This is a genomic window from Sulfitobacter aquimarinus, from assembly GCF_040149565.1.
In the GTDB taxonomy this organism is placed as follows: domain Bacteria; phylum Pseudomonadota; class Alphaproteobacteria; order Rhodobacterales; family Rhodobacteraceae; genus Sulfitobacter; species Sulfitobacter aquimarinus.
On the sequence record NZ_JBEFLO010000001.1, the window covers coordinates 416818 to 442326 of the forward strand.

The following is a 25509-nucleotide window of genomic DNA, read 5'->3' on the forward strand; positions in this document are numbered from 1 at the left end:
TGACCCCGCGTGAGGCAAGTCCCTGCGTGCGTCAGAAGCCCAGCAGCTTGACTATCCGCAATTTGCGCGCAGCCCACATAACGCCAAGCGGTGCAACTAGGCCGATAATGGTGGTCGCGAGCAACACAAGCGCCAGATCATCCGCGCCAACGCGCAGCATCCCAATCCGCAACGCAGCCGAGAAAATCGTATGGGTTAGATAGATGACCATCGACATTTTCCCAAGATAACGAAGCAGTCGCAGCACTGCCGCATCCCTAGCACGATCCACCTGCGGCCATGCCATCCAAGCGAAGATTAGCAGCAAGCATGACGTCATAGCCGGAGGCATATAAGACATTCCCAGCAACAGAAGTGCGATGTGCAGGACAAATGCGAAAACCGCGAAAAAGGCTCCAATTTTGGCGCCCCATCCCTCGGCCTGCTCATCAGCTATCGCCATCCCGATCAGGAAATACGGCAGATGGGCCACCATCGGCCCCCAGATCAGCGAGGGCACGGGCAGATACGGCAGGAGGATTGCGAGCCCAAGACCAAGCCCCCCGAGCAAAAAGCGCAAGGGCTTTGCCGGAAGGTGCTTGAGCACCGGAGCGTAGAGCAAGATCAGCAGCGTATGACACAGGAACAGAGCCCACAGGAACCACAGATGTTCGTAGGGAGGCAGCGGTACAATCGGCGCATCCGCAAGCGTAACGGGGCTATTCAGCGCCCCACCGCCCAAGAGCTTCACTCCGAAAAACAGCCATGTCCAAAGCGCCATCGGCCAAAGCAGCCGCGTCACGCGCCCTTTGAGCAGCGTGCCTGTCTGGTATTTGCTAAGCGTTTCAAGGAACAACAAGCCTGACAGGAAAAAGAACAGCGGCATGTGAAAGGCATAGATCGTGTCGTCGATCGCCTTGAAAAGGCTTGTGTCAGGGATCAGCCCCGCGCCAAAGGCGCCGCGCCACGCATGGCCAGACACCACCAGAATGATGCCGATGCCTCTGGCACTGTCAATCGCATCAAAGCGGCGGGGCAGATGGGTCATGGGCGTTAGCTCTTGGAACGAAACGGGAGAGGGCCTGCGCCCCTACCCCAAGTGTAAAACATAATATTGCGTAAATATCGTGGCAATGCGCCGTAATATTTGAATTTCCCCTGCGGCAGAAATGCAAAACGCCCCGCAGGGATGCTGCGGGGCGTTCTATCAAGGCTCAAAGAGCAGGCTGCCGTATGGCTTAGCCTTTTTCTTCGATGATCTCGACCATGTGGCTGATCTTGTTGATCATGCCGCGCACGGAAGGTGTGTCTTCCAGCTCACGGGTTTTGTGCATTTTGTTCAGACCCAAGCCAACCAGCGTTGCACGCTGTTTTGCGGGGCGGCGGATAGGCGAACCTACCTGCTTGATCACGATTGTCTTGGCCATGCTTATGCCTCCTCAGCCACTTGAGCGGAAGAATCGGATGCATCTTCGCGCTTGGGCAGAATGTCGGCCACTTTCTTACCGCGACGCTGCGCGACAGAACGGGGCGACTGTTCTTTTTTCAATCCGTCCATGGTGGCGCGGATCATGTTGTAGGGGTTTTGTGAACCGATCGATTTGGACACAACGTCTTTGACGCCGAGCATTTCGAAAACGGCACGCATTGGACCACCCGCAATAATACCGGTACCTTCCGGTGCTGTGCGCATGATCACTTTGCCCGCACCGTGACGGCCGGACATGTCGTGGTGCAGCGTGCGACCTTCGCGCAGTTGCACGCGGATCATCTGACGCTTGGCTTGCTCGGTGGCTTTGCGAATGGCTTCTGGAACCTCTTTCGCTTTACCTTTGCCGAAACCAACGCGGCCTTTTTGGTCGCCTACAACGACGAGTGCAGCAAAACCAAAGCGCTTACCGCCTTTTACAGTTTTGGATACGCGGTTGATCGCGACCAGACGGTCAGCGAATTCGGGCGCTTCGTCGCGCTGGTTACGGCGGTTACCGCCGCGGTTGTCATCTCTGGCCATCTTGGCCTCCTTAATTTGCGGGCATGGGCCCTTCTGTCTCAACCCTTGGTGAGCGAACGCTCCCGGGTCATCGAGGCGGCCACAAGGGCCGCCTACAAGTCTTAGATGTTCAGGCCGCCTTCACGGGCTGCGTCGGCCAGGGCCTTCACTTTACCGTGGAAAAGGAAACCGCCGCGGTCAAAGTATGCTTCTTCGATACCGGCTTTTTTCGCACGCTCGGCAATTGCCGCGCCCACTTTGGTTGCCGCGTCGATGTTGTTGCTCCCAACAACACCCAGCGCTTTTTCAAGCGACGAGGCTGACGCCACAGTAACGCCGTTCACATCGTCGATCAGCTGAACGCTGATGTTCTTGTTTGAACGGTGAACCGACAGGCGCATACGGCCACGGTTTGTACGGCGAAGTTTGTTCCGAACGCGCATACGGCGCTTGAGGAACAGCTGTCTTTTGGTGTTTGCCATTATTCTGTTCCTTACTTCTTCTTGCCTTCTTTGCGGAAGACGAACTCACCCTTATAGCGGATGCCTTTGCCCTTATAGGGCTCGGGCTTGCGCCATGCGCGGATGTTCGCAGCGACTTGACCAACAAGCTGTTCGTCAATGCCTTCCACAACGATTTCGGTTTGCTTTGGCGCTGTTACAGTCACACCCTCGGGTGCGGTGTAATCAACGTCGTGGGACAGACCAAGGTTAAGCTTCAATGTGTTGCCAGTCATCGCAGCACGATAACCAACACCCTGAATTTCAAGCTCTTTCTTGAAGCCTTCGGTGACGCCTGTGACCAAGTTCGCGATCATCGTGCGGCTCATGCCCCACTGCTGACGCGCGCGCTTGGACTTACCGCGAGGTGTGACGCTTACGGCGTTTTCCTCGACGGTCATCGTGACATCATCGGTTGCTTTGAAGGTACGGACGCCCTTGGGGCCTTTCACTTCAATCGTCTGGCCGCTGACAGAGGCAGTAACGCCGCTGGGCAGATCGACCGCTTTTTTACCAATACGAGACATCAATCTCTCCTTAGAATACGGTGCAGAGCACTTCGCCGCCAACATTGGCTGCGCGCGCGCTTGCGTCCGACATCACACCCTGTGGGGTGGAGACAATCGACACACCCAGGCCCTGACGGACGGCTGGGATGTCTTGTGAGCCCATGTAGACGCGGCGACCGGGCTTGGAAACCCGCTTCAACTCGCGAATAACAGGTTCGCCTTCGTAGTACTTGAGGCTGATCTCGATTGCGGGGTGGCCATCGGCGCCCGTCATCTTTTCATAGCCGCGGATGTAGCCTTCGTCGGCCAGCACATCCAGAACCCATGCGCGCAGCTTGGAAGCTGGTGTCATGACGGTGGATTTGCCGCGAAGTTGGCTGTTGCGGATGCGTGTCAGCATATCTGCGATAGGATCGGTCATATCAATATGCTCCCTTACCAGCTCGACTTGACCATGCCCGGGATCTGGCCTGCGGAGCCGAGATCACGAAGCGCGATACGCGAGATTTTCAGTTTACGGTAATAAGCGTGAGGACGACCTGTCAGCTGGCAACGGTTGTGCAAACGCACAGCAGAAGAGTTGCGTGGCAGTTTCGCCAGCTTCAGGGAGGCGCGGAAACGCTCTTCCATCGGCTTTGTCTCGTCGGAGATGATTGCTTTCAACTCCGCACGCTTGGCGGCGTATTTTTTGACCAGTGCTTCACGCTTTTTCTCGCGTGCGATCATGGATTTCTTAGCCATATCTTTTTCCTTCCCGCGCTTACGAGTTGAACGGCATGTTGAATAGCTTCAACATGGCTTTCGCTTCTGCGTCGGTTTTCGCCGTGGTGGCGATTACGATGTCCATACCCCAGTTTTCATCGACTTTATCAAAGTCGATTTCAGGGAACACGAGGTGCTCTTTGAGACCCATGGCATAGTTGCCACGACCATCAAAAGATTTGCCCGAAATGCCGCGGAAGTCGCGGATACGAGGCATTGCAATCGTGATCAGACGATCAAGGAATTCATACATGCGGTCACCGCGCAGGGTAACTTTCGCGCCCAAAGGCATCTCTTCACGTACGCGGAAACCAGCGATGGATTTCTTGGCGATAGTGGTGAGCGCTTTTTGACCGGCGATCGCCGTCAGATCCTGCTGGGCGGATTTGGCTTTCTTGCTGTCACGGACAGCCGCTGCGCCACAACCGATGTTCAGTACGATTTTGTCCAGACGCGGGATCTGCATGTCGTTCTTGTAGCCGAATTCTTCTTTCATGGCCGCACGGATGCGGTCATTGAAGTCGGCCTTAAGGCGGGGTGTATATGTTGCAGTGTCGAGCATCAGATAACGTCCCCTGTTGTTTTAGCGAAACGCACTTTGTTTTCGCCGTCCATTTTGAACCCAACGCGTGAAGGCTTGCCGTTGGCATCCTTGATTGCGAGGTTGCTCAGGTCGATTGGCATCGCTTTGGGGATGCGACCGCCCTGGGATTCCTGGGTCTGGCGTGTGGCGCGGATCGAGATGTTGATCCCGTCTACGACGGCCTTGTTGGATTTCGGATCAACAGAGGAGATCGTGCCCTCTTTGCCCTTGTCCTTACCGGCCAGCACGATGACTGTGTCACCTTTTTTCAGCTTAGCAGCCATGGTTACAGCACCTCCGGAGCGAGTGAGATGATTTTCATGAAGTTTTTGCCGCGCAATTCACGAACAACCGGCCCGAAGATACGGGTGCCGACAGGCTCGTTCGAGTTATTCAGGATAACTGCTGCGTTGCGGTCAAAACGGATGGCGGTGCCATCGTCACGACGAACTTCTTTTGCGGTACGAACGACGACGGCTTTACGCACGTCACCCTTCTTTACACGGCCGCGTGGAATGGCTTCCTTGACCGAGACGACAATAATGTCGCCTACGGATGCGTACTTACGCTTGGAACCACCCAGGACCTTGATGCACTGAACACGGCGCGCGCCGCTGTTGTCAGCAACATCCAGGTTGGTCTGCATCTGGATCATTTGGTTTCTCCCGACCTGTAGGGGGCGATGCGTGCCTGATCCCTAGGGTTTCGATTAAGTTGTTATCCGAAATGGATAACGCACCGGACCAGTACGGGCCGATGCGTGAAAGATCATGCTTCCGCGGTGATCACTTCCCAACGCTTGGTTTTGGAACGTGGTGCACATTCGATGATGCGGACCTGCTGGCCCACTTTGAATGCGTTGTTTTCATCGTGCGCCCGATATTTCTTGGACTTACGAATGGTCTTTTTCAGAACCGGGTGCGTAAAGCGACGCTCTACGGATACGGTGACTGTCTGTTCGTTGGCGTCCGAGGTTACGGTGCCTGTCAGGATACGCTTTGGCATAGGTCTAGGCTCCTCTTACGCGTCTGTAGCTACGGCAGCAGCTTTTTGGTTCAACACTGTCTTCACACGGGCCACGTCACGTTTGACGGTGCGCAGGCGTGCAGGGTTTTCCAGCTGGCCGGTGGCTTGCTGGAAACGCAGGTTGAACGCTTCTTTTTTCAGGTTCACAAGCTCGTCACGGAGCTGGTCCGGCGTCTTGTCGTGCAGTTCGTTGGCTTTCATGCCGTCTTCCTTTCAACATCACCAGCTGGCCCCATAGGGGTGACCATGATTCTGGTGGAGTCTGTTACGAAGCTCGGCGTATAGGAGGGTTAGGCCTCTGGCGCAACCCCTTTGCAGCAGAGTTTGCCCAATGAATGAAGGCTCTTGTGGTGTTTGTACCGATGGGTGCCGGGAAAGCAATTCAAACCACGCGTTTCACCACGCGGCCAAGGCGGCCCCGCCGCCCCTTACAGACGGCTGATCCAACTGCATTTGCCGATCTGGAAACAATGTCACTGGTTTTGAATAGTTGCCGCCAATTTCGCCCACTTCGGACAGAAGATCACCTAATTCGTTGACAAGAATAGGAAAATAGCACAACTTTTGCGATAACTTGAAGAACTTTAAGGAACGGCACAGATGGAACTCATTATTTTGGCCCTTCTGGGCTTCGGCGCTATGTTCGCGTTTGATAGGGACGAAGATGATGCGGACGCGTTGCTTGATCCTCCTCAAGAACCAGAGGCCGAGGAGCCACCCGTGGTTGCCCAAGACCCTGCCCCAGACGCTGCCGATGAATTGGCAATCATCGAGGAGCGGGCAGACGGCCTTACGATATTCGAGGAAGATGAGGACGGATACAACGTGATCCAGGGCACGGAAGATGACGACATTGTTGATGCGTCCACTTTTGAGCGCGACCTTGATTATGAAGTACGCGCGGGTGACGGGGATGACGTCGTAAGCCGAAATTCAGAAGATGATGCAGAAAACCGTTCAAGGGATACAACAAATGCCTTTTTCGGCCGGATCTTCGGGGAGGAAGGGAATGACCTTATTGATATGGAGGGTCGGCAGAGTGTAGATTTCTTTTACAAGATATCCGGCGGCATCGGCGATGATACAATCATATCCGGTGATTTAACCCGAGTGCAGGGTGATGCGGGCGACGACTTAATAATCATGGGCGAAAATTCTGAACCCTATACGGGCCTCGCTTTCGGAGGTGAAGGAAACGACACATTAGTTGGCTCTCAGACCCCGCAAATGTTTGGAGAAGCGGGCGACGATGTCCTCAATATCCATCACCGTAGCGGAATTAACGGCATCTCCTCCGCCTCGGGTGGCGCGGGCAATGATATGATCAACATCGCTACCGGCTTGGGCGACGTATTTGGCGTCGGAGAAGGACTGCGGGTTGAGGGCAATGACGGCAGCGATACCTTCACACTCGACCTTAGCATTGTTGATGACACAAACTGGGAATCTGGGTCCGCCGTTGGCTCAACCGGTATCGATATTGTTGACTTCAATCCTAACGAGGACAGCCTTGTTATCGATGTTGAAGCGGCTGTTGGTGAGGAAGACAGCACATATGAGGCGCGCCTTTTCGAGAGGTCAGAGAACGTCTATGGCTTAGTACTTGCTGTGATTGAAGATGATCTGGCAGAAGGCACACGCCCACGCTTTACCAATTTCACAATTCGTACGACGGGGCAAATCACGTTCGACGATATTGTGTTTACAGATCGCGTTCCGCTTTTGACGTAACGGTGTCTCGTCAACACTGTGGAGCAGCGCTATACGTGGTCCCATGACACATATCAAATCACTCTTCGTGACCCGCCTGTACCACGCGCCGCTTGGCCCCGTTAACGCCGCCGAGCTGGAGGCGTCCTGCTACTCCATCGCGCAGGACGACGAAGCAGGACAGGAATGGTGCGAGGAAAACGACTTCGCGGGCTATACCTCTTATGCGTCCCTGACTGACCTTGGCTGGCGTTTTCCGATCTTTGCCGAGGTGATCAAGGCGCTCGACGCCCATGTCGCGGCCTTTGTCGCCGATCTGGAATACGATCTGGACGGGCGTGAACTGAAGCTGGAGGACATCTGGATCAATATCCTGCCCGAAGGCGGCACTCATTCGGGGCACATCCATCCGCATTCGGTTATCTCCGGCACAACCTACGTCGCCATGCCCACTGACGCCTCCGCGATCAAATTCGAGGACCCGCGCCTGCCAATGATGATGGCCGCCCCTGCCCGCCGCAAAGACGCCCGCGAGGAACTGCGGACGTTCTCTTATGTCGCGCCGGCCGTCGGCGACGTGCTGCTGTGGGAAAGCTTCATCCGCCACGAAGTGCCGATGAACATGTCAGAGGACGACCGGATCTCGGTAAGCTTTAACTATAGCTGGGCGTAGCGGCTAGGTGGTGAGCGTGGGTTACACCCACCCTACGGCTTGCGCATCTTCTTGCGCGCCTCTTCCTGCTCCTTGACCAAGGCTTTCTCCTCCTTGGTCATCTTGTTGCCCCACTGGTTGTTGCTGAGCCCCAGATCGGCGGGCATCGGCTTGGTCTTGCCCTTCTTGATGGAGCCGCCTTTGTTGAGGAACTCGGCGATGAGGTCTTCGTCTGTGGTGGGTTTGGGGACGTGTTTCATGGGCGCTGTCCTTTGGTGGCTAGGATTCTAATTAAGTTAACCTGATGTTCCAAAACTAGCTAGGGATTGAATATATTCCAAATCAGGCTCTCTAAAGACAAGACACCAAGGCGAGATCACAAATGGAAGTACTGCTAATCCTGGGCATTGCGACCGGCCTGTATTATGTCATGTCTGCATTGGTGAAGTCTGGCACCCGCCGGCCGCCGCCCCCTACGCGCCCATCTTCACCTCCTGCGCGGCAGTTTCGGGAAATCAAGAAACCCCAAACTAGTTCTGAAAAAACTCGAGTTCCTGAGGGATACAAAGACGGGGATCATCTCACACGCACCAATGGCGTCGATCATGCAGAACCGCCGGCATTCCCGCTCTCGATGGCTCTTGAAGGACCCGCTTATGTGATTGACGGGGACACCATTGTCGTAAGCAAGATCAAAATACGCCTTGCAGGAATTGATGCACCCGAGCTTGATCGACCTTGGGGGCAGAAGGCCAAATGGGAGATGGTGCGGATTTGCAAAGGGCATGTGATCCGTGCTGAGCTGACAGGTGACACAACCTATGACCGCTTGGTCGGTACCTGCTACCTACCTGACGGAACCGACATTGGCGCAGAAATTGTCAAAGCAGGACTAGCTCTTGATGGCGGCTATTACTCCGAGGGAAAGTATCGCCATTTAGAGCCTGCAGGTATTCGAAGAAAGCTAAAGCCTCATGGCAATCGGATCAGATCTTGAACCCTAGATAAGAAGAGCCCCCGCTGTTTATCACAGCAGGGGCTCCTTATTTCTAGCGGTGCCGGAACGGGCGTTTCTTTGAAACACCCTGCCTCCGGCTCGACAGCGCCTACTTACGCAGGCGCGTCGGTTACCAATCCTCGCGGACAACAACCCGTGTTTTGATCGGCAGCTTCATCGCAGCAAGGCGCAGGGCTTCGCGTGCGATGTCGTCGTTGACGCCGTCGATTTCGAACATCACGCGGCCGGGTTTGACCTTGCATGCCCAGAAGTCCACGGAACCTTTACCTTTACCCATCCGTACTTCGACGGGCTTGGAGGTGACAGGTACGTCTGGGAAGATACGGATCCAGACACGGCCCTGACGCTTCATGTGACGCGTCATGGCACGACGTGCGGCTTCGATCTGACGCGCTGTAACCCGCTCGGGTTCCAGTGCCTTCAGGCCGTAGGTGCCAAAGTTCAGGTCAGACCCGCCCTTTGCCAGACCCTTGATCGAGCCTTTGAACTGCTTACGGAATTTCGTACGTTTTGGCTGTAGCATAATCTACTCCTTAACGCCGACCGCCGGCACCACGAGGTGCTGGGCCGTCTTGCATTTCTTGTGCCTTGCGGTCACGTGCAGCTGGATCATGTTCCATGATCTCGCCTTTGAAGATCCACGTTTTGATGCCGATGATGCCGTAGGCTGTCATCGCTTCAACGTGGGCATAGTCGATGTCCGCACGCAGTGTGTGCAGCGGAACGCGACCTTCACGGTACCATTCTGTACGCGCAATCTCGGCACCGCCAAGACGGCCCGCGAGGTTCACACGGATACCAAGGGCACCCATACGCATGGCGTTCTGAACCGCACGCTTCATAGCACGACGGAAGGACACACGACGCTCAAGCTGCTGGGCGATGGATTCACCAACCAATGCGGCATCCAGCTCGGGCTTGCGGACTTCAACGATGTTGAGGTGCAGCTCGGACTCGGTGAATGCAGCCAGCTTCTTGCGCAGACCTTCGATGTCTGCACCTTTCTTGCCGATGATCACACCAGGGCGCGCTGTGTGGATCGTGACGCGGCACTTTTTGTGCGGACGCTCGATGATCACACGGGAGATGCCCGCCTGATGGCATTCTTTCTTGATGAACGCGCGGATCGCGAGATCTTCAAGCAGAAGGTCACCGTAGTCTTTGGTATCCGCATACCAGCGGCTGTCCCACGTACGGTTGACCTGCAAACGCATGCCGATCGGGTTTACTTTATTACCCATTATGCTTGCTCCTCAACTTGACGCACGACGATTGTGATTTCTGCAAACGGCTTGAGCAGTTTACCGAAACGACCACGCGCCCGTGGACGACCACGCTTGAGTGTCATGTTCTTGCCAACATAGGCTTCGGCCACGATCAGCTCGTCTACGTCGAGGTTGTGGTTGTTCTCGCCATTGGCAATCGCGGACTGAAGGCATTTCTTCACGTCAACAGCGATACGCTTTTTGGAGAAAGTGAGGTCCGTAAGGGCCTTGTCCACTTTCTTGCCACGGATCATTGCCGCAACGAGGTTGAGTTTCTGCGGCGACGTTTTCAACATGCGCAGTTTTGCACGTGCTTCGTTGTCTGCCACGCGGCGGGGATTTTTATCCTTGCTCATGGCTTATTTCCGCTTCGCTTTTTTGTCAGCTGCGTGACCATAATAGGTACGAGTTGGTGAATACTCACCAAACTTTTGACCGATCATTTCTTCGCTGACGTTTACTGGGATGTGCTTGTGACCGTTGTAGACACCGAATGTCAGGCCAACAAACTGAGGCAGGATCGTGGAACGGCGCGACCAGATTTTGATCACTTCGTTACGACCGCTCTCACGAGTAGCTTCGGCCTTTTTGAGGACATAAGAGTCAACAAAAGGACCTTTCCATACTGAACGAGACATAAATTAACGCCCCTTCTTCTTGGCGTGGCGCGACCGGATAATCAGGCTGCTTGACGCTTTTTTCTTGTTACGAGTCTTGGCACCCTTGGTTGGTTTGCCCCATGGGGTAACCGGGTGACGACCACCGGATGTACGGCCTTCACCACCACCGTGTGGGTGGTCGATCGGGTTCATAACGACACCACGAACACTCGGGCGAATGCCCTTGTGACGCATGCGGCCCGCTTTACCGTAGTTCTGGTTGGAGTTGTCGGGGTTGGACACGGCACCAACGGTGGCCATGCATTCCTGACGCACAAGACGAAGCTCGCCTGAGCTGAGGCGGATCTGGGCGTAGCCACCGTCACGACCCACGAACTGGGCGTAGGTACCTGCCGCACGGGCGATCTGGCCGCCTTTGCCTGGCTTCATCTCGATGTTGTGGATGATGGTACCGATGGGCATGCCGGAGAACGGCATCGCGTTGCCAGGCTTGATGTCGGCCTTGGCCGAAGCAATCACCTGATCGCCAATGGCGATACGCTGGGGGGCAAGGATGTAGGCTTGCTCGCCATCTTCATATTTCACGAGCGCGATAAACGCGGTCCGGTTAGGGTCATATTCAATGCGCATGATCGTCGCTGTGACGTCCAGTTTGTTACGCTTGAAATCGACGATGCGGTAGAGGCGCTTTGCACCACCACCTTTGCGACGCATTGTGATCCGTCCGGTGTTGTTCCGTCCGCCATGCTTGGTCAAACCCTGTGTGAGGGCTTTAACCGGGCGGCCTTTCCAAAGCTCCGAACGGTCGATCAGTACCAGCCCACGCTGGCCTGGCGTCGTCGGTTTGTACGACTTGAGTGCCATGTTCTCTGTCTTCCGTTTTGCTTATGCGCCCCCGTAGGTGCGCTGTGGTTTAAGGGCCCCGAAGGTCCCAGTAGAAATATCCGCAAGGCAAGCAACCTAGCCTGCCCGCGAACAACAACAAAGCCCCAGACGAATCTGGGGCTGTGCCGATAGGGTCGTTTAGGTTGGATGCACAGCAGCGTCAAGCTGCAACACCTCCTTTAAACACAAATCCCGAGATGAGGCAGCCGCTTTGGGCAGGTCAAAGCATCCTCACGCCGGCCCTTGCGGGCCTACGCGCACTGCCCTGCCCCGCGCATCCTGTACCAACACCGCCTTATGGCAGCCGTGATAAATCAACTCCGACGGTCATCGCGCCGATCACCTTGCCCGTGGCTGGGTCCGTGATCGCAAGAGAAATCTGTGTGTGCACTGCGCTGGCGGATTCGTCATATTCAAGCTGGCTGTAATAGTATGCCCCCTCACCCCGAGGGAAGGTTTCCGTGAACTTGGCTTCATCCCCCTGCCAGTAATCCGACGTTGGCGCCGAGGCCGCGACGTTCAGGCCCTTCGCGTCCATGATAAATATCTCGGTAATAGTGCCCCCCGACTGCGCGACCTTGCTGCGCAAGAAATCGGCGGCGGGATTTTCTACAACACTGTCCACCAATGACATCGCCCGCGCGATCACATCTGCGCGCCAAACTGTGTCCTGCTTGTCAATCTCTGCCTGATCAATGCCTGCTGTCCGCAGGTTCTGCGCGTTGATCGCAGCGACAATCGCCGCGTCATTTGCCCAAGTCCGAATATCACCATTCAGATAGCTGTCCATCTGCTGGGTAGGCTGTGCCGCCCATGCGCTGGTTGCCAAAAAGATGCCGGCGACAACGCCACGGATGAGATTAGTCATTACTTGATACCTTCTTTTACGAAAACCCCTACAAAAATGTTCTGAAGCACGGCAATTAACAGAACCTTAATTTCAGATGCGCCTCGGCATCCGATTAAATCGAATTTGATTAAACCCGAACGTCGCACACACGAAAAAACCCGGCCTGCGCACAGACCGGGTTTCTTTATCATTGAACAGAGCAGGTGGCTTAGAGGCCAGTGCTCACGTCGATAGTGTTGCCTTCTTCCAGCGTCACATAGGCTTTTTTCACGTCTTTGCGTGTGCCCAGCTGACCGCGGAAGCGCTTTACCTTGCCTTTGGTGATGGTCGTGTTCACGGCCTTCACTTTGACACCAAAGAGAGCTTCAACAGCTTCTTTGATCATCGGCTTGTTGCTGTCGATGGCCACTTCGAAAACGACGGCGTTGTTTTCAGACGCCATTGTTGCTTTCTCGGTGATGATCGGCTTGCGGATCACGTCGTAATGTTCTGGTTTCGCGCTCATTTCAAACGGGCCTCCAGTGCTTCGATACCTGCTTTGGTGATGACGAGTGTATCACGCTTGAGGATATCATATACGTTAGCGCCCATTGTCGGCAGGATATCCAGACCTTCAATGTTGCGCGCGGCTTGCAGGAAGTTTTCATTCACGGTTGCACCGTCAATGACCAGCGCGCGCTTCCAACCAAGTGATTTCACCTGTTTGGCCAATGCGGCTGTTTTCCCGTCCGAAGTTGCATCGTCGATGACAACCAGAGCACCGGCTTGCGCCTTTGCACTCAGCGCCATGCGCAGACCCAGCTTGCGGAACTTTTTCGTCAGCTCGTGGCCGTGGCTACGGGGTGTTGGACCCTTGTAGATACCGCCCCCACGAAAGATCGGAGCCGAGCGTGCGCCGTGGCGTGCGCCACCGGTGCCTTTTTGGCGGTAGATCTTCTTGGTGGAATAGCTGACTTCGCGGCGTGTCTTTACCTTGTGTGTCCCCTGCTGCGCGTTGTTGCGCTGCCAGCGGACCACACGGTGCAGAACGTCGGCGCGTGGCTCAAGACCGAACAGGGCCTCGTCCAGGTCTACCGAACCGGCTTTGCCGCCGTCGAGTTTGATGACATCGAGTTTCATGCGTCACCTTCTTTCTTGTCTGCATCGTCAGCGGCAGGCTCTGCGCCTTCGGCTGCGATTTCTGCTTCGGCTGCTTTCAGCGCTTCGGCTTCGGCTGCGGCTGCTTCCTCTGCGAGGCGAGCTGCTTCTGCTTCTGCTTCGGCGGCAGCGGCTGCTGCGGCTTCTTCAGCGGCTTTGGCTGCTTCACGTGCGGCAGAGGCAAGGGCACCGGGAACGATTGCGTTCTCGGGGAACGGCTTTTTCACCGCGTCCTTGACTGTAACCCAGCCACCTTTGGAGCCGGGAACGGCGCCTTTGATCATGATCAGGCCACGTGCTGTGTCCGTCTTCACGACTTCAAGGTTCTGAGTGGTGACCCGTGCGGCCCCCATGTGACCGGCCATTTTCTTGCCTTTGAAAACCTTACCGGGATCCTGACACTGACCTGTGGAGCCGTGCGAACGGTGCGAGATGGACACACCGTGTGTCGCACGCAGACCGCCAAAGTTGTGACGCTTCATCGCACCGGCAAAACCTTTACCGATGGAAGTGCCTGCAACGTCAACATACTGGCCAGCAAAGTAGTGATCGGCAATGATCTCTTCGCCAACGGGCAGCATCGCATCCGCATCAACGCGGAATTCTGCGACCTTGCGCTTTGGCTCTACCTTTGCGGCGGCAAAGTGGCCGCGCATGGCTTGTGACGTCCGCTTGGCTTTGGCCGTACCCGCACCGAGCTGAACAGCAACATAACCGTCCTTTTCGATGGTGCGCTGTGCCACAACCTGCAGGTTGTCGAGTTGAAGAACGGTCACAGGAATCTGCTTGCCGTCTTCCATGAACAGACGGGTCATGCCCATCTTTTTTGCAATAACGCCTGAGCGCAACATAATATTACCCTCCTACGCTTATGACTGCAGCTTGATCTCGACGTCCACACCAGCGGCGAGGTCGAGCTTCATCAGCGCGTCAACGGTCTGGGGGGTCGGATCAACGATATCCAGCAGACGCTTGTGCGTGCGGATTTCGAACTGGTCACGGGATTTCTTGTCAACGTGGGGACCACGCAGAACGGTGAATTTCTCGATTTTGTTCGGCAGCGGAATGGGGCCGCGAACGGAAGCGCCTGTGCGCTTTGCGGTGTTGACGATTTCCTGTGTGGAGGCATCAAGCACCCGATAGTCAAACGCCTTGAGGCGGATACGGATGTTCTGGCTAGCAGCCATAATACAAATCCCTTATCTTCGGGATGGAAACGGATTGGACGAGGCATGCTCATCATGCCCCCTCATCGCGCCTTAGTCTAACGTAAACGGGGCACGCCATTGGCACACCCCGATCAATACGGGGCGTATAGGGGGAGTCGCATGGTGTGGCAAGAGGCGATTTAGGCACCGCAAACGCGAATATGCCGCACAGGTGAAATTCGACCTGTGATTGACGCCCTTTGCGCGTCGAGCTAGCGTCTTACCTGCATTATTTCGCCGGAAGGACATTAATATGGCGACACTTCTTTTCACCGGTATTGAGTTCGAGCTTGTCTGGTTCAACGGCCGCCAAATTGCCACTGGCCTGACATCGACCCAACAGGAGATCGCAGTTTCAGGTGACAGTGGTACCATCAGCCATGTGCCGAACCAGCCAAGACCACTCACAAACATTGTGAACGCTTCGGAAATAGGTCCCTCATTCCCGGGGGCCTACCGTGACCCTTCTTTCTTCTTCCGAGAATTCATCTGGGGGACGAGCTCAGAATTTTCGACCATAGTTATGTTGAGGGAAGTTCGGGAAGACGCCAACACTCATTTATTGTCGTATTTTGAAATATCGGGCGACCCTTTGCCGGAAATGGATTCAACCAGTGATCTTGACCGATTTATCGCAAGGGTGGAAAGCATCGAAACAGCACAGAGTTTCGAAAACGTATTCCCTGCAAGCGCCGTTCTCATACGCCAGAATGATACCTTTTTTGACTATAGCGACGCGCCAAGCACATTTTTGGGTGGCGTAGGCGGAGATACGTTCGTGTCGGTGCAAAGCTTGGGCGCTGACACCTATATAGGCGGTGACGATTTTGATGTTTTGTGGTTCAGTGACGGAAGCCGCAACAATCCAAACCCGATTTCGATAAGGCTGGACCTCCTCAATCCCCAACTGAACACCGCGTCAGCGGCTGGGGACACCTACGAGAGCATTGAAGCCATTTTTGGCAGCGACTTCGCCGCCGACAACCTTGCCGGAGATCATGCGGATAACTGGCTGATCGGCGACCGCGCGATACTGCCCATGGGACCGCACACAAACCCAGACTGGTTCAATGGCGAAACCGTTAACGAAGATGTTGATCCCTCCGATTTGGCGAACATGGGTGACTGGCTCTATGGTCGCGGCGGAGACGATGTCTTGTGGGGCGGCGCAGGGCGCGACAATCTGGTTGGTGGGCAAGGTGCCGATCAGTTTTGGGGCGGTTCACAGTTTGATACTGTGCGTTATAGCAACTGGCAGCCGCTCTTGCTCGATTTAGAAAACGGGCAGCTTAACAGCGCCGAAGCACAAGGCGATACATTCAACTCAATCGAACGGATCATCGCAAGCAGCCACGATGATATTATGCGGGGCGACAATGGTGCCACAGAATTCTTCGGCGAAGCGGGCAACGACATTCTGCGGGGTCGCGCGGGCGATGACTTTTTGCATGGGCAAGCCGGCAATGACCAGCTGGCCGGCGGGGCGCACAACGATACACTGCGCGGCGGGCAAGGTTCTGACACTTTCATCTTCAACGACGGTGATGATGTGATCGAAGATTTCACATCAGGCGTTGACCGGCTTCACCTTGTCGCCTCACAGTTGGGGATCATGGATCAAACCATCGTGGAAATTCTGAACTCGTCGAGCATGCGCGACGGCGATTTCGTGCTGCACTTCGGCGATGGGCATAGCCTCACGCTTAACGGCGTATCAGATGCGCAAACCCTGCTGGACGATCTGGTTCTGCTCTAGCTCTGGTTGGGAATGGATGAACAGGCTGACGCGGCAAATGGTCCGTGTCCGTCTGCCCCGCTGACTGCGGAGCAGATGCGGCGGAATGACGCGATCCTTCCCCAAAGTCAGTTTGGGCGTTGCAGATCGGCGTTTCCAAGCTGATCGTTCGTACAATCTTAACCGAATTTGCCCAAATATACGTTGTTATGCGGGCGCATTGGTTTATCAAGACGTCTACAACGATAAGAAGCAGAGTTATGAACCAGCATTCCGGTTATTTCCCAAAAACAGACGACGCCGCACCTCAGCAAGAGCGCGCGCGCGATTGGATTAAAGTCCTGGCCCACTACCGTGAGCCAAGCACCTGGCGCAGTTTTTACGAGCTGGGCGTCACGATTGGCCCGTTTGTGGCGCTTTGGGCGCTTGCATGGTGGTCCCTGTCAATCAGCCCGTTTCTTGCGCTGGCAGTGTCTGTGGTAAATGCCGCGTTCTTGCTGCGGCTCTTTGCAATTCAACACGACTGCGGCCATAATTCTTTCTTCAAGAACCGCACGCTCAGCGATTGGGTCGGCCGCGCGATCGGCGTCCTTACACTGACACCCTATGACGTTTGGCGCCGTGCGCATTCAATCCACCACAGCGGCTCGGGCAATCTGGACCGACGCGGCATTGGCGACATTGATACACTGACAGTCGCTGAATATCAGCAACTGCCGAAGTCCAAGCAAATACTCTATCGCATCTACCGCAATCCAATCGTGATATTTGGCTTGGGGCCAGGATACCTGTTCTTCCTCAAGAACCGCATCCCTTTTGGTCTGACGGAAAAAGCCCGCTATTGGGTGAGCGCCATGGGCACCAATGCAGTGATCCTCGGTGCGCTGGCGGTGATCTGGTACTTTGGTGGCCTTATGCCAATTCTGCTGATTTTTGTTCCGACGACCCTGCTTGCCGCGACGGCGGGTGTATGGTTGTTCTATGTCCAACACCAGTTTGAGACGACACATTGGGAAGACGAAGAGGAGTGGGACGTACACGATGCCGCCCTTCAGGGTAGCTCTTACTACGTATTGCCCTCAGTCCTTCAGTGGCTCAGCGCCAATATCGGAATCCACCATATCCACCATCTCTACAGTCGTATCCCGTTCTACCGTTTGCCAGAAGTTTTGAGGGACCACGGAAGCCTCGCGAGCATGAACCGTATGACAATCCGCGAAAGCTTTGCGAACGCCCGTTTGCACCTGTGGGACGAGAAATCCAAACGTCTACTGTCCTTTAAAGATGCAAAAACGATCGAGCCAGCCAGCTAGAGAGTTTCTGTCTCACCTGACGAAAAGGACAAAGTATCACAGATACTTTGTGCCCAAATCTTCTACGAAGATTTGCCCCCTCCCGACCATTAGATGACCTTTGAATGTGACCGTGACACACAAGAAAGGCTGCGCCAGAAGGCGCAGCCTTTCTTGTTTCCGCGCCGGCCGCAGCGACGAAATTGCCTCAGCCTTAGCCTTTGGAATGATACCGGAAACGCCCCCCCCGATAATCATCTGCGCATCAGTCCTCTCACGACAAAGGCCGCCCCTCTCAGGGCGGCCTTTGTACATTCGATGCCAGCTATCGGCCCTGCGGACCGCTACGCTTGGCTGGTGGTCCTTCACGCATCTGTCAGAGGCTGCGCCAAACGATCACATCGTGATCCCGGGCGCAGCCCCTAGCAAGGTGCATCAAAAGATCACGCGGTGATCTTGGACACAACACCCGCGCCAACAGTGCGGCCGCCTTCGCGGATCGCAAAGCGCAGGCCGTCTTCCATCGCGATAGGCGCGATCAGCTCTACGTCGAACTGCAGGTTGTCACCTGGCATTACCATTTCAGTACCCTCGGGCAGCTGAACGGTGCCGGTCACATCCGTTGTACGGAAGTAGAACTGTGGACGGTAGTTCGCGAAGAACGGCGTGTGACGGCCACCCTCTTCTTTGGTCAGGATGTAGGCTTCGGCTGTGAACTTTGTGTGCGGGTTCACGGACGCTGGCTTACAAAGAACCTGCCCACGCTCAACACCTTCACGGTCCACACCGCGCAGCAATGCGCCGATGTTGTCGCCTGCTTCACCACGGTCCAGCAGCTTGCGGAACATTTCAACGCCTGTGCAGGTCGTTTTCTTGGTGTCGCGGATACCAACGATTTCGATCTCGTCGCCAACGTTGATCACGCCACGCTCGACACGGCCTGTCACAACAGTACCACGACCAGAGATCGAGAACACGTCTTCCACAGGCATCAGGAACGGCTGGTCAACAGCGCGTGCAGGTGTCGGGATGTATTCGTCAACCGCTTCCATCAGTTTAACGATCGAGTCTTTGCCGATGTTGTCGTCACGCTCTTCCATCGCCGCCAGCGCGGAGCCGGGGATGATTGGAATATCGTCGCCAGGGTACTCGTACGAGGACAGCAGCTCACGGATTTCCATTTCAACCAGTTCCAGCAGCTCTTCGTCGTCTACCTGGTCAACTTTGTTCATGTAAACAACCATGTACGGGATGCCAACCTGACGGCCGAGCAGGATGTGCTCACGCGTCTGGGGCATTGGGCCGTCGGCCGCGTTCACAACCAGGATCGCGCCGTCCATCTGCGCCGCACCGGTGATCATGTTCTTCACGTAGTCAGCGTGGCCCGGGCAGTCGACGTGCGCATAGTGGCGCGCTTCGGTTTCATACTCAACGTGCGCGGTAGAGATCGTGATCCCGCGTGCTTTTTCTTCGGGCGCGCCATCAATCTGGTCATACGCTTTGAAGTCACCAAAATACTTGGTGATCGCAGCCGTCAGCGTCGTCTTGCCGTGGTCAACGTGGCCAATCGTGCCGATGTTGACGTGCGGCTTGTTACGTTCAAACTTTTCCTTTGCCATGGTGTTGGCTCCTTAATGTTCAATTCTGCAAGGGGGTGGGTCCGCATCGCTGCGGACCCGTGTGATTTAGGCGAACTTCGCTTGGATCTCGTCCGAGATGTTCTGTGGAACACCCTCGTAGTGATCAAACTGCATGGTGAAGTTCGCACGGCCCGAAGACATGGACCGCAGCGTGTTGATGTAGCCGAACATGTTTGCCAGTGGCACGAATGCGTCGATGGCAATCGCGTTACCGCGTGTGTCCTGACCCTGCACCTGACCGCGACGTGAAGTCAGATCGCCGATGATACCACCAGTGTATTCCTCGGGCGTGATCACTTCGACCTTCATGATAGGCTCAAGCATCTTGGCGCCCGCTTTGCGCATGCCTTCGCGCATACCCATACGGGCCGCGATTTCAAACGCCAGAACGGAGGAGTCAACATCGTGGAACTTACCGTCGATCAAGGCAACCTTGAAGTCGATGACGGGGAAGCCCGCGAGTGGACCGCTGTCCATGACAGAGTTGATGCCTTTTTCAACACCCGGGATGTATTCCTTGGGAACGGCACCACCAACGATGCGGCTCTCAAAGGAGTAACCTTCGCCTGGCTCGGTTGGCATCAGGATCATCTTCACCTCGGCAAACTGACCGGAACCGCCGGACTGTTTCTTGTGGGTGTAGGTAATTTCTGCTTCGCGTGAGATTGTCTCACGGTAAGCAACCTGAGGCGCACCAATGTTGGCTTCCACTTTGAATTCACGCTTGAGACGGTCCACGAGAATGTCCAAGTGCAATTCGCCCATGCCCTTCATGATGGTCTGACCGGATTCCAGATCAGTCTCTACGCGGAAGGATGGATCCTCGGCCGCAAGACGCTGGAGGCCAATGCCCATTTTCTCTTGGTCGGCCTTGGTTTTAGGCTCAACCGCGATCTCGATCACTGGATCGGGGAAGGTCATCGTTTCCAGAACCACAGGCTCGTTGACAGAGCAAAGCGTGTCACCTGTTGTGGTGTCTTTCAGACCGGCCAATGCGATGATGTCACCCGCAAATGCTTCGGTGATTTCTTCACGGTCGATGGCGTGCATCATCATCATACGGCCAACGCGCTCTTTGCGACCTTTGGTCGAGTTCAAAAGCGTGTCGCCCTTGTTCAGCGTACCCGAATAGATGCGTGTGAACGTCAGCGAGCCAACGAAGGGGTCGTTCATGATTTTGAACGCAAGACCAGAGAACGCCATGTTGTCATCCGCGCGGCGCGGGATGTCACGTGTTTCAGTCTCGTCGCCCGGCTTGAAGCCCATGTAGTCAACAACGTCGAGCGGGCTCGGCAGGTAGTCGACAACAGCGTTGAGCAGAGGCTGAACGCCTTTGTTCTTGAACGCGGAGCCACCCAGAACGGGCACGAAGGACAAGGACAAGCAACCTTTGCGGATCAGCTTGCGAAGCGTATCGACGTCAGGCTCTGCGCCGTCCATCAGATAGTTTTCCATGGCTTCGTCGTCCATCTCAACCGCAGCTTCGATCAACTTGCCACGCCATTCTTTGGCCATGTCCTGCAGATCGGCACGGATCGGGCGTTTGACCCAGCTCGCGCCAAGGTCTTCACCCTCGTAAACCCACTCTTCCATGGTGACGAGGTCAACAAGACCTTCCAGCTCTGTCTCGGCACCGATTGGCACACCGATTGGAACGGCTGTCGCACCGGTACGCTCTTCGATCTGTGCAACACAGTTGAAGAAGTCCGCGCCGATTTTGTCCATTTTGTTAACGAACACAATGCGTGGAACTTTGTAGCGGTCGGCCTGACGCCAAACGGTTTCTGTTTGCGGCTCAACACCGGCGTTACCGTCAAGAACGGTAACCGCGCCATCGAGAACGGCCAGAGAACGCTCAACTTCGATGGTGAAGTCAACGTGACCTGGTGTGTCGATGATGTTCATGCGGTGCTTGGGGCTGTCTGGTGTAACGCCGTCTTCGGTACGTTCCCAGAAGGTGGTCGTCGCAGCGGAAGTAATTGTAATACCCCGTTCCTGCTCCTGCTCCATCCAGTCCATTGTGGCGGCGCCGTCGTGTACTTCGCCGATGTTATGCTCTTTGCCTGTATAGTACAGGATACGCTCGGAGCAGGTGGTTTTACCTGCGTCGATGTGCGCGATGATACCGAAGTTGCGGTACAGGTCGAGGGGATAGTCGCGTGCCATTTTAAAGCTTCCTCAGGAATATGCTTTGAAAAAGTAGTCAAGGGCCACGCGGATCGTGGCCCTGATCTTGATTGCTTACCAGCGGTAGTGGCTGAACGCCTTGTTGGCGTCGGCCATTTTGTGCGTGTCTTCACGCTTTTTAACGGCTGTACCACGGGACTGAACGGCGTCCATCAGCTCGCCGGCAAGGCGCTCTTCCATGGTGTTTTCGTTGCGCGCACGAGCCGCTTTGATCAACCAGCGGATCGCCAGTGCGACGCGACGCTCGGGGCGTACTTCGACTGGAACCTGATAGGTTGCACCACCGACGCGGCGCGAGCGCACTTCGACGGATGGCTGGATGTTCTCAAGCGCTTCGTGGAACACCTCCACGGGGGCGCGCTTGATCTTGGCTTCAACGCGGTCGAATGCGTTGTACACGATACGCTCTGCAGTCGACTTTTTGCCGTCGATCATCAGGTTGTTCATGAATTTGGTCAAAACCAGATCGCCGTATTTGGCGTCTGGGAGTACTTCGCGTTTTTCAGCGGCGTGACGGCGTGACATCTTATTGTCTTCCTTCGAATAGAGACGGTGGGTTTACACCCACCCTACGTGTGGTTCAGGCGTCAGGCGGGGCGTGCCCACCAACGGCCAATTACTTCGGACGCTTGGCACCGTATTTGGAGCGACGCTGCTTACGATCTTTAACGCCTTGCGTATCGAGAACACCGCGCACGATGTGGTAACGAACGCCGGGAAGGTCTTTTACACGACCGCCACGGATCAGAACAACAGAGTGCTCCTGAAGGTTGTGCGACTCACCACCGATGTATGAGATGACTTCGAAACCGTTGGTCAGGCGAACCTTCGCAACCTTACGCATCGCAGAGTTCGGTTTCTTTGGTGTCGTTGTATAAACACGCGTACAAACGCCACGCTTTTGCGGGCACTCTTGCAGGTGCATGGATTTCGATGTTTTGCGTTTTGGCTGGCGCGGTTTGCGGATCAGCTGCTGAATCGTTGGCATTCCGGTTTTATCCCCGTGTTGCTGTCTTGGATGCAGGCGCATGGCACCTACGGTGAAATCGTATGCCACGGACGTCCCCGCAGCGTGAATATTGCACAAGGTCCAAAGCAATTAGGCCGCAACGCTTCCGTACCGAGGTAAGCGAGGCGGCTATGCTACAGAGGATCGGGCCAATAAAGGCGGCCTGGATCGTGACCACATGCGGTATGATATGCGCGGCAGGGGCGACCCCCAAAAGCTGCGTTAGCGGGCGTATACGCAGACTCCGCCCCCCTGTCAACAGCCACCCCCACAGCAATACCGCGACAGCGCAGCCATTGCGCCCATGCAGCCCTTGCATTGATCAAACCCCTGCCCGCATACTTGGCCAAAAGATAAAGGTTACACCACTATGCAGGTTATCGGATTGTGCCGTTTTTCATACCCCGCCATCGGCGGTTTTCAGGTCGAGCATGAAACGATAGAAGACCGCATCGCCTATCTATACGGCGAGGCCCGTCTGGAAGAGCGGTTCCGCCTGATGGAGGCCGTCGCCCTGCCCTGTATCAAGGCGCAGACCGATGGCGATTTCGAGCTGATCGTGGTCATAGGCGACCAGCTGCCAAAAATGCACCGCGACCGTTTGCACGACATCACGGCAAACATTCCCCAGATCCGCATTCACGAAGAACCCCCGCGCCCGCAGCGTGAGGTGATGAAGGAAATTCTGAACAAAGCCCGCAAAGACCCGTCTCAGCCGTGCCTGCAATTTCGCCATGACGACGACGATGCCTTTGCCGTGGATTTCATCGAACGACTGCGCGCCGCTTCCCATGACGCAGAACGGATCACCGCGCAGCACAAGGCGGTCAACTTTGACTGGAACAAAGGCATGGTGGCCGAATTTGGCGCAGACGGCATCGCGACGACCGACATCTTCAGGCAGCTCTACCCCGCGGCGATGGGGATGCAAATCCGCGGCAACTCTCCGCTCACGATCATGAACTTCGCCCATGAGAAGATCGCCCGCTTTATGCCCGTTATCAGCTACGCCGAACCACAGATGTTTGTGCGCAGCCATAACTCGTCGAATGACAGCCGCCAGAAGCCGGTCAAGAAAGTGCCCGTGGCGCCCATCGACTATGAGAAAGCGCAGATGTTGAAAGAGCGCTTTGCCATCGACATCGATCAAATCCAGTCCCTCTTTGGAGGTGCCTGAGATGCGCACCGTGGGGGTCTGCCGCTTTTCCTATGCAGGCGTTGGCGGCTTCAAGGTGGGGCATGACAGCCATGCAGAGTTGGAGGCGTTTCTATATGGCAGTGCGCGGATGGAAGAACGATTTCGTCTGTTCGAGGCGATCACCCTGCCCTGCGTTGCCGCCCAAACCGACCCCGACTTCACCTTTCTGATCGTGACAGGCACCGGTCTGCCTGCCCCGTATCTTGAGCGGTTGCAGACCCTCACCGCGCACATTCCGCAATGCCAGATCGTGCAATACCCGCCCCGCCAACACCGCCGCATAATGAAAAAGGCAGTCAACGACTGGCGCGGTACGCCCGACGCGCCCTGCCTTCAATTCCGTCTTGATGATGATGATGCCATGGCGCTGACCTTTGTGGCGCAGTTCAAACAGGCGGCCAAAGACCTGGCTGCCTTCACCGCTCGCCATCCGTCCGTCGCGGTGGATTTCAATCAGGGCTATGTTTTTACAGCGGGGGCCGACGGCGTAAAGCTATGGGCCTATCACTACCCCTATTCGGCCATCGCATTAGGGATGATAGTACAGGCGGGCAGTGATGACACGATCATGAACCACGGTCATCAGAACCTCTGGAAGACGATGCCAACCCTTACACTGACGGGTGAGGATATGATGATGCGCGGGCATAATGACTTCAACGACAGCAGGTTGAAGGGCAAAAAGAACGTCTTTGATTATCAACCGATGGATGCGGGGAAAGCCGCGCATATCCGGACCACCTTCGGGATCGACGATGACCACGTGCGCGCGGTGTTCTCACGCCCGTAACAGCATACGCTCGCGGTAGAGGGTGAAGATGCCCGTTCCGACGACAATGGCAGCCCCCAGCACCGTCAGGCTTCTTGGCACCTCATCGAACACCAGATACCCGATGATCATCGCGCCAATCAGGCCCGTGTACCGGAACGGCGCGTTGAACGAGACATCGCCAACCCGCATCGCCTGAATACTGAAATAATACCCAAACAGGATCACCACAGCCGATCCACAGATATACGTGGCATTTGTGGCTGAAATTGCGACCCAGTTTTCGGTCGTCGAAGCGAGCCCCGCAGCAACCATCAACGCCACGGTCGAACCTGCGGTGACCGTCATCCCGGGCACGTCAGGCGACAGGCGGCGGGTGACCAGATCGCGCAGCGTGACACAGAACACCGCGCCCAAAGCATACAGGGACCACAGGTTGAACCCCTCTGCTCCTGGCCGAATGATCAGCATCACACCGAACAGCCCGATGAGGATCGCCAGCATACGGCGCCAACCGACCGCCTCGCGAAAGATCAGCGCGGTACCGAGGGTGACCGTCAATGGAACCACCTGCATGATCGCGTTCAGGTTGCCGAGCGGCATGTTGAACAAGGCATTCAGAAAGAAATAGGACGTCGCGATCTCGGCCAGCCCGCGCAGAGCGATAATAATCTTGTCCCGCCGCAAAAGGTCGAACCGCAGCGCGCCCAGCATGCGGGCAAGGAATACGATCAGAACAGTGGCAAGGATGCCGCGCACAAAGATCAACTGGAACAGGGGGATCACACCGCCCGTAAGCTTGAGGAATGTATCGTTGAACACAAATGACGCCATAGAGGCCGTCATAAGCAATGCACCAGTGAAGTTGGGGGACATGTGGTTTCCTATTCTTGGCCGCACCCTGTCCCACCACGGGCAGACAGGCAATGCATATGCCGCAAGCGCGGGCAAGAAATTGGAAATTTCTTGGGCACAGACTTTCTTT

General features: G+C 55.7%; 35 protein-coding genes. 7 read left to right on the forward strand and 28 right to left on the reverse strand.

Annotation, left to right across the window (positions count from 1 at the left end; translation table 11 throughout):
- Window positions 1-31: 31 nt before the first annotated feature.
- From ABMC88_RS02140 to rpmC, 12 genes are all read right to left on the reverse strand, one after another.
- The gene (locus tag ABMC88_RS02140; protein WP_349575181.1) at window positions 32-1027 is read right to left on the reverse strand and encodes an acyltransferase family protein; all 996 of its coding nucleotides are present in this window, start codon (window positions 1025-1027) and stop codon (window positions 32-34) included.
- Between the two features lie 190 nt (window positions 1028-1217).
- Window positions 1218-1406 carry a 50S ribosomal protein L30 gene (gene rpmD, locus ABMC88_RS02145; RefSeq protein ID WP_349575182.1) on the reverse strand — a complete coding sequence of 63 codons (189 nt, stop codon included), beginning with the start codon at window positions 1404-1406 and terminating at the stop codon, window positions 1218-1220.
- A 2-nt stretch (window positions 1407-1408) separates the two neighbouring features.
- On the reverse strand, window positions 1409-1990 hold the full coding sequence (gene rpsE / locus ABMC88_RS02150; protein ID WP_349575183.1) for a 30S ribosomal protein S5: 582 nt from the start codon (window positions 1988-1990) through the stop codon (window positions 1409-1411).
- Window positions 1991-2091: 101 nt separating this feature from the next.
- Window positions 2092-2451 (reverse strand): 50S ribosomal protein L18, encoded by a 360-nt coding sequence (gene rplR / locus ABMC88_RS02155; protein WP_349575184.1) that lies wholly within the window; start codon window positions 2449-2451, stop codon window positions 2092-2094.
- 11 nt (window positions 2452-2462) lie between these two features.
- The gene (rplF, locus tag ABMC88_RS02160; RefSeq protein WP_349575185.1) at window positions 2463-2996 is read right to left on the reverse strand and encodes a 50S ribosomal protein L6; all 534 of its coding nucleotides are present in this window, start codon (window positions 2994-2996) and stop codon (window positions 2463-2465) included.
- A gap of 10 nt (window positions 2997-3006) precedes the next feature.
- The gene (rpsH, locus tag ABMC88_RS02165) at window positions 3007-3399 is read right to left on the reverse strand and encodes a 30S ribosomal protein S8 (RefSeq protein WP_349575187.1); all 393 of its coding nucleotides are present in this window, start codon (window positions 3397-3399) and stop codon (window positions 3007-3009) included.
- Between the two features lie 14 nt (window positions 3400-3413).
- Window positions 3414-3719, reverse strand: a complete 306-nt coding sequence (gene rpsN, locus ABMC88_RS02170) for a 30S ribosomal protein S14 (RefSeq protein ID WP_348418276.1) — start codon at window positions 3717-3719, stop codon at window positions 3414-3416.
- A gap of 19 nt (window positions 3720-3738) precedes the next feature.
- Complete coding sequence (rplE, locus tag ABMC88_RS02175; RefSeq protein WP_349575188.1) at window positions 3739-4302, reverse strand: 50S ribosomal protein L5; 564 nt, start codon at window positions 4300-4302, stop codon at window positions 3739-3741.
- Window positions 4302-4607 carry a 50S ribosomal protein L24 gene (rplX, locus tag ABMC88_RS02180; RefSeq protein ID WP_349575189.1) on the reverse strand — a complete coding sequence of 102 codons (306 nt, stop codon included), beginning with the start codon at window positions 4605-4607 and terminating at the stop codon, window positions 4302-4304. Before rplX ends, rplE begins: the two co-directional genes overlap by 1 nt.
- Before the next feature lie 2 nt (window positions 4608-4609).
- Complete coding sequence (gene rplN / locus ABMC88_RS02185; protein ID WP_349575190.1) at window positions 4610-4978, reverse strand: 50S ribosomal protein L14; 369 nt, start codon at window positions 4976-4978, stop codon at window positions 4610-4612.
- A gap of 113 nt (window positions 4979-5091) precedes the next feature.
- Window positions 5092-5328 carry a 30S ribosomal protein S17 gene (rpsQ, locus tag ABMC88_RS02190; protein ID WP_349575191.1) on the reverse strand — a complete coding sequence of 79 codons (237 nt, stop codon included), beginning with the start codon at window positions 5326-5328 and terminating at the stop codon, window positions 5092-5094.
- A 15-nt stretch (window positions 5329-5343) separates the two neighbouring features.
- Window positions 5344-5550 carry a 50S ribosomal protein L29 gene (gene rpmC / locus ABMC88_RS02195; RefSeq protein WP_349575192.1) on the reverse strand — a complete coding sequence of 69 codons (207 nt, stop codon included), beginning with the start codon at window positions 5548-5550 and terminating at the stop codon, window positions 5344-5346.
- A gap of 399 nt (window positions 5551-5949) precedes the next feature.
- On the opposite strand from rpmC, the gene ABMC88_RS02200 reads away from it, so the two are divergent.
- Window positions 5950-7080: a hypothetical protein gene (locus tag ABMC88_RS02200; protein ID WP_349575193.1), complete on the forward strand. Its 1131-nt coding sequence runs from the start codon at window positions 5950-5952 to the stop codon at window positions 7078-7080.
- A 43-nt stretch (window positions 7081-7123) separates the two neighbouring features.
- Complete coding sequence (locus tag ABMC88_RS02205) at window positions 7124-7732, forward strand: TIGR02466 family protein (RefSeq protein WP_349575194.1); 609 nt, start codon at window positions 7124-7126, stop codon at window positions 7730-7732.
- 32 nt (window positions 7733-7764) lie between these two features.
- Here the strand turns inward: ABMC88_RS02205 and ABMC88_RS02210 are convergent, their stop codons facing one another.
- On the reverse strand, window positions 7765-7971 hold the full coding sequence (locus tag ABMC88_RS02210; RefSeq protein ID WP_349575195.1) for a hypothetical protein: 207 nt from the start codon (window positions 7969-7971) through the stop codon (window positions 7765-7767).
- Window positions 7972-8093: 122 nt separating this feature from the next.
- On the opposite strand from ABMC88_RS02210, the gene ABMC88_RS02215 reads away from it, so the two are divergent.
- A complete protein-coding gene (locus ABMC88_RS02215) occupies window positions 8094-8708 on the forward strand; it encodes a thermonuclease family protein (RefSeq protein WP_349575196.1) in 615 nt (204 codons plus the stop codon).
- A gap of 130 nt (window positions 8709-8838) precedes the next feature.
- On the opposite strand, the gene rplP is transcribed toward ABMC88_RS02215, so the two are convergent.
- From rplP to rpsJ, 10 genes are all read right to left on the reverse strand, one after another.
- The gene (gene rplP, locus ABMC88_RS02220) at window positions 8839-9252 is read right to left on the reverse strand and encodes a 50S ribosomal protein L16 (protein WP_276150907.1); all 414 of its coding nucleotides are present in this window, start codon (window positions 9250-9252) and stop codon (window positions 8839-8841) included.
- A 10-nt stretch (window positions 9253-9262) separates the two neighbouring features.
- Window positions 9263-9970, reverse strand: a complete 708-nt coding sequence (rpsC, locus tag ABMC88_RS02225; RefSeq protein WP_349575197.1) for a 30S ribosomal protein S3 — start codon at window positions 9968-9970, stop codon at window positions 9263-9265.
- Window positions 9970-10350 carry a 50S ribosomal protein L22 gene (gene rplV, locus ABMC88_RS02230; protein ID WP_348418294.1) on the reverse strand — a complete coding sequence of 127 codons (381 nt, stop codon included), beginning with the start codon at window positions 10348-10350 and terminating at the stop codon, window positions 9970-9972. Before rplV ends, rpsC begins: the two co-directional genes overlap by 1 nt.
- A 3-nt stretch (window positions 10351-10353) precedes the next feature.
- On the reverse strand, window positions 10354-10632 hold the full coding sequence (gene rpsS, locus ABMC88_RS02235; protein WP_349575198.1) for a 30S ribosomal protein S19: 279 nt from the start codon (window positions 10630-10632) through the stop codon (window positions 10354-10356).
- A 3-nt stretch (window positions 10633-10635) separates the two neighbouring features.
- Window positions 10636-11478, reverse strand: a complete 843-nt coding sequence (rplB, locus tag ABMC88_RS02240) for a 50S ribosomal protein L2 (RefSeq protein WP_349575199.1) — start codon at window positions 11476-11478, stop codon at window positions 10636-10638.
- Window positions 11479-11794: 316 nt separating this feature from the next.
- Complete coding sequence (locus ABMC88_RS02245; RefSeq protein WP_349575200.1) at window positions 11795-12367, reverse strand: hypothetical protein; 573 nt, start codon at window positions 12365-12367, stop codon at window positions 11795-11797.
- Between the two features lie 190 nt (window positions 12368-12557).
- Entirely contained in the window at window positions 12558-12854 is a 297-nt protein-coding gene (locus ABMC88_RS02250; protein WP_025059465.1) for a 50S ribosomal protein L23, read from the reverse strand.
- Entirely contained in the window at window positions 12851-13468 is a 618-nt protein-coding gene (rplD, locus tag ABMC88_RS02255; protein ID WP_349575201.1) for a 50S ribosomal protein L4, read from the reverse strand. Before rplD ends, ABMC88_RS02250 begins: the two co-directional genes overlap by 4 nt.
- The gene (gene rplC, locus ABMC88_RS02260) at window positions 13465-14337 is read right to left on the reverse strand and encodes a 50S ribosomal protein L3 (protein WP_349575202.1); all 873 of its coding nucleotides are present in this window, start codon (window positions 14335-14337) and stop codon (window positions 13465-13467) included. Before rplC ends, rplD begins: the two co-directional genes overlap by 4 nt.
- A gap of 18 nt (window positions 14338-14355) precedes the next feature.
- Window positions 14356-14673 (reverse strand): 30S ribosomal protein S10, encoded by a 318-nt coding sequence (gene rpsJ, locus ABMC88_RS02265; RefSeq protein WP_025063450.1) that lies wholly within the window; start codon window positions 14671-14673, stop codon window positions 14356-14358.
- 274 nt (window positions 14674-14947) lie between these two features.
- Here rpsJ and ABMC88_RS02270 point away from each other — a divergent pair, with 274 nt between their 5' ends.
- Window positions 14948-16450 carry a calcium-binding protein gene (locus tag ABMC88_RS02270; RefSeq protein ID WP_349575203.1) on the forward strand — a complete coding sequence of 501 codons (1503 nt, stop codon included), beginning with the start codon at window positions 14948-14950 and terminating at the stop codon, window positions 16448-16450.
- A gap of 239 nt (window positions 16451-16689) precedes the next feature.
- Entirely contained in the window at window positions 16690-17742 is a 1053-nt protein-coding gene (locus ABMC88_RS02275; protein WP_349575204.1) for a fatty acid desaturase, read from the forward strand.
- A 422-nt stretch (window positions 17743-18164) separates the two neighbouring features.
- On the opposite strand, the gene tuf is transcribed toward ABMC88_RS02275, so the two are convergent.
- The 4 genes from tuf to rpsL all read right to left on the reverse strand — a co-directional run bounded on the left by tuf (window position 18165) and on the right by rpsL (window position 22536).
- Complete coding sequence (gene tuf, locus ABMC88_RS02280; protein WP_349575205.1) at window positions 18165-19340, reverse strand: elongation factor Tu; 1176 nt, start codon at window positions 19338-19340, stop codon at window positions 18165-18167.
- 66 nt (window positions 19341-19406) lie between these two features.
- Window positions 19407-21527: an elongation factor G gene (gene fusA / locus ABMC88_RS02285; RefSeq protein ID WP_349575206.1), complete on the reverse strand. Its 2121-nt coding sequence runs from the start codon at window positions 21525-21527 to the stop codon at window positions 19407-19409.
- Window positions 21528-21602: 75 nt separating this feature from the next.
- The gene (gene rpsG / locus ABMC88_RS02290; RefSeq protein ID WP_349575207.1) at window positions 21603-22073 is read right to left on the reverse strand and encodes a 30S ribosomal protein S7; all 471 of its coding nucleotides are present in this window, start codon (window positions 22071-22073) and stop codon (window positions 21603-21605) included.
- 91 nt (window positions 22074-22164) lie between these two features.
- Window positions 22165-22536 (reverse strand): 30S ribosomal protein S12, encoded by a 372-nt coding sequence (rpsL, locus tag ABMC88_RS02295; RefSeq protein ID WP_349575559.1) that lies wholly within the window; start codon window positions 22534-22536, stop codon window positions 22165-22167.
- Between the two features lie 391 nt (window positions 22537-22927).
- On the opposite strand from rpsL, the gene ABMC88_RS02300 reads away from it, so the two are divergent.
- Both ABMC88_RS02300 and ABMC88_RS02305 read left to right on the forward strand, forming a co-directional pair.
- Window positions 22928-23734 (forward strand): putative rhamnosyl transferase, encoded by an 807-nt coding sequence (locus ABMC88_RS02300; RefSeq protein WP_349575208.1) that lies wholly within the window; start codon window positions 22928-22930, stop codon window positions 23732-23734.
- A 1-nt stretch (window position 23735) separates the two neighbouring features.
- On the forward strand, window positions 23736-24545 hold the full coding sequence (locus ABMC88_RS02305; protein WP_349575209.1) for a putative rhamnosyl transferase: 810 nt from the start codon (window positions 23736-23738) through the stop codon (window positions 24543-24545).
- Here the strand turns inward: ABMC88_RS02305 and ABMC88_RS02310 are convergent.
- Window positions 24534-25400: a DMT family transporter gene (locus tag ABMC88_RS02310; protein ID WP_349575210.1), complete on the reverse strand. Its 867-nt coding sequence runs from the start codon at window positions 25398-25400 to the stop codon at window positions 24534-24536. The genes ABMC88_RS02305 and ABMC88_RS02310 overlap by 12 nt on opposite strands.
- Window positions 25401-25509 lie beyond the last annotated feature (109 nt).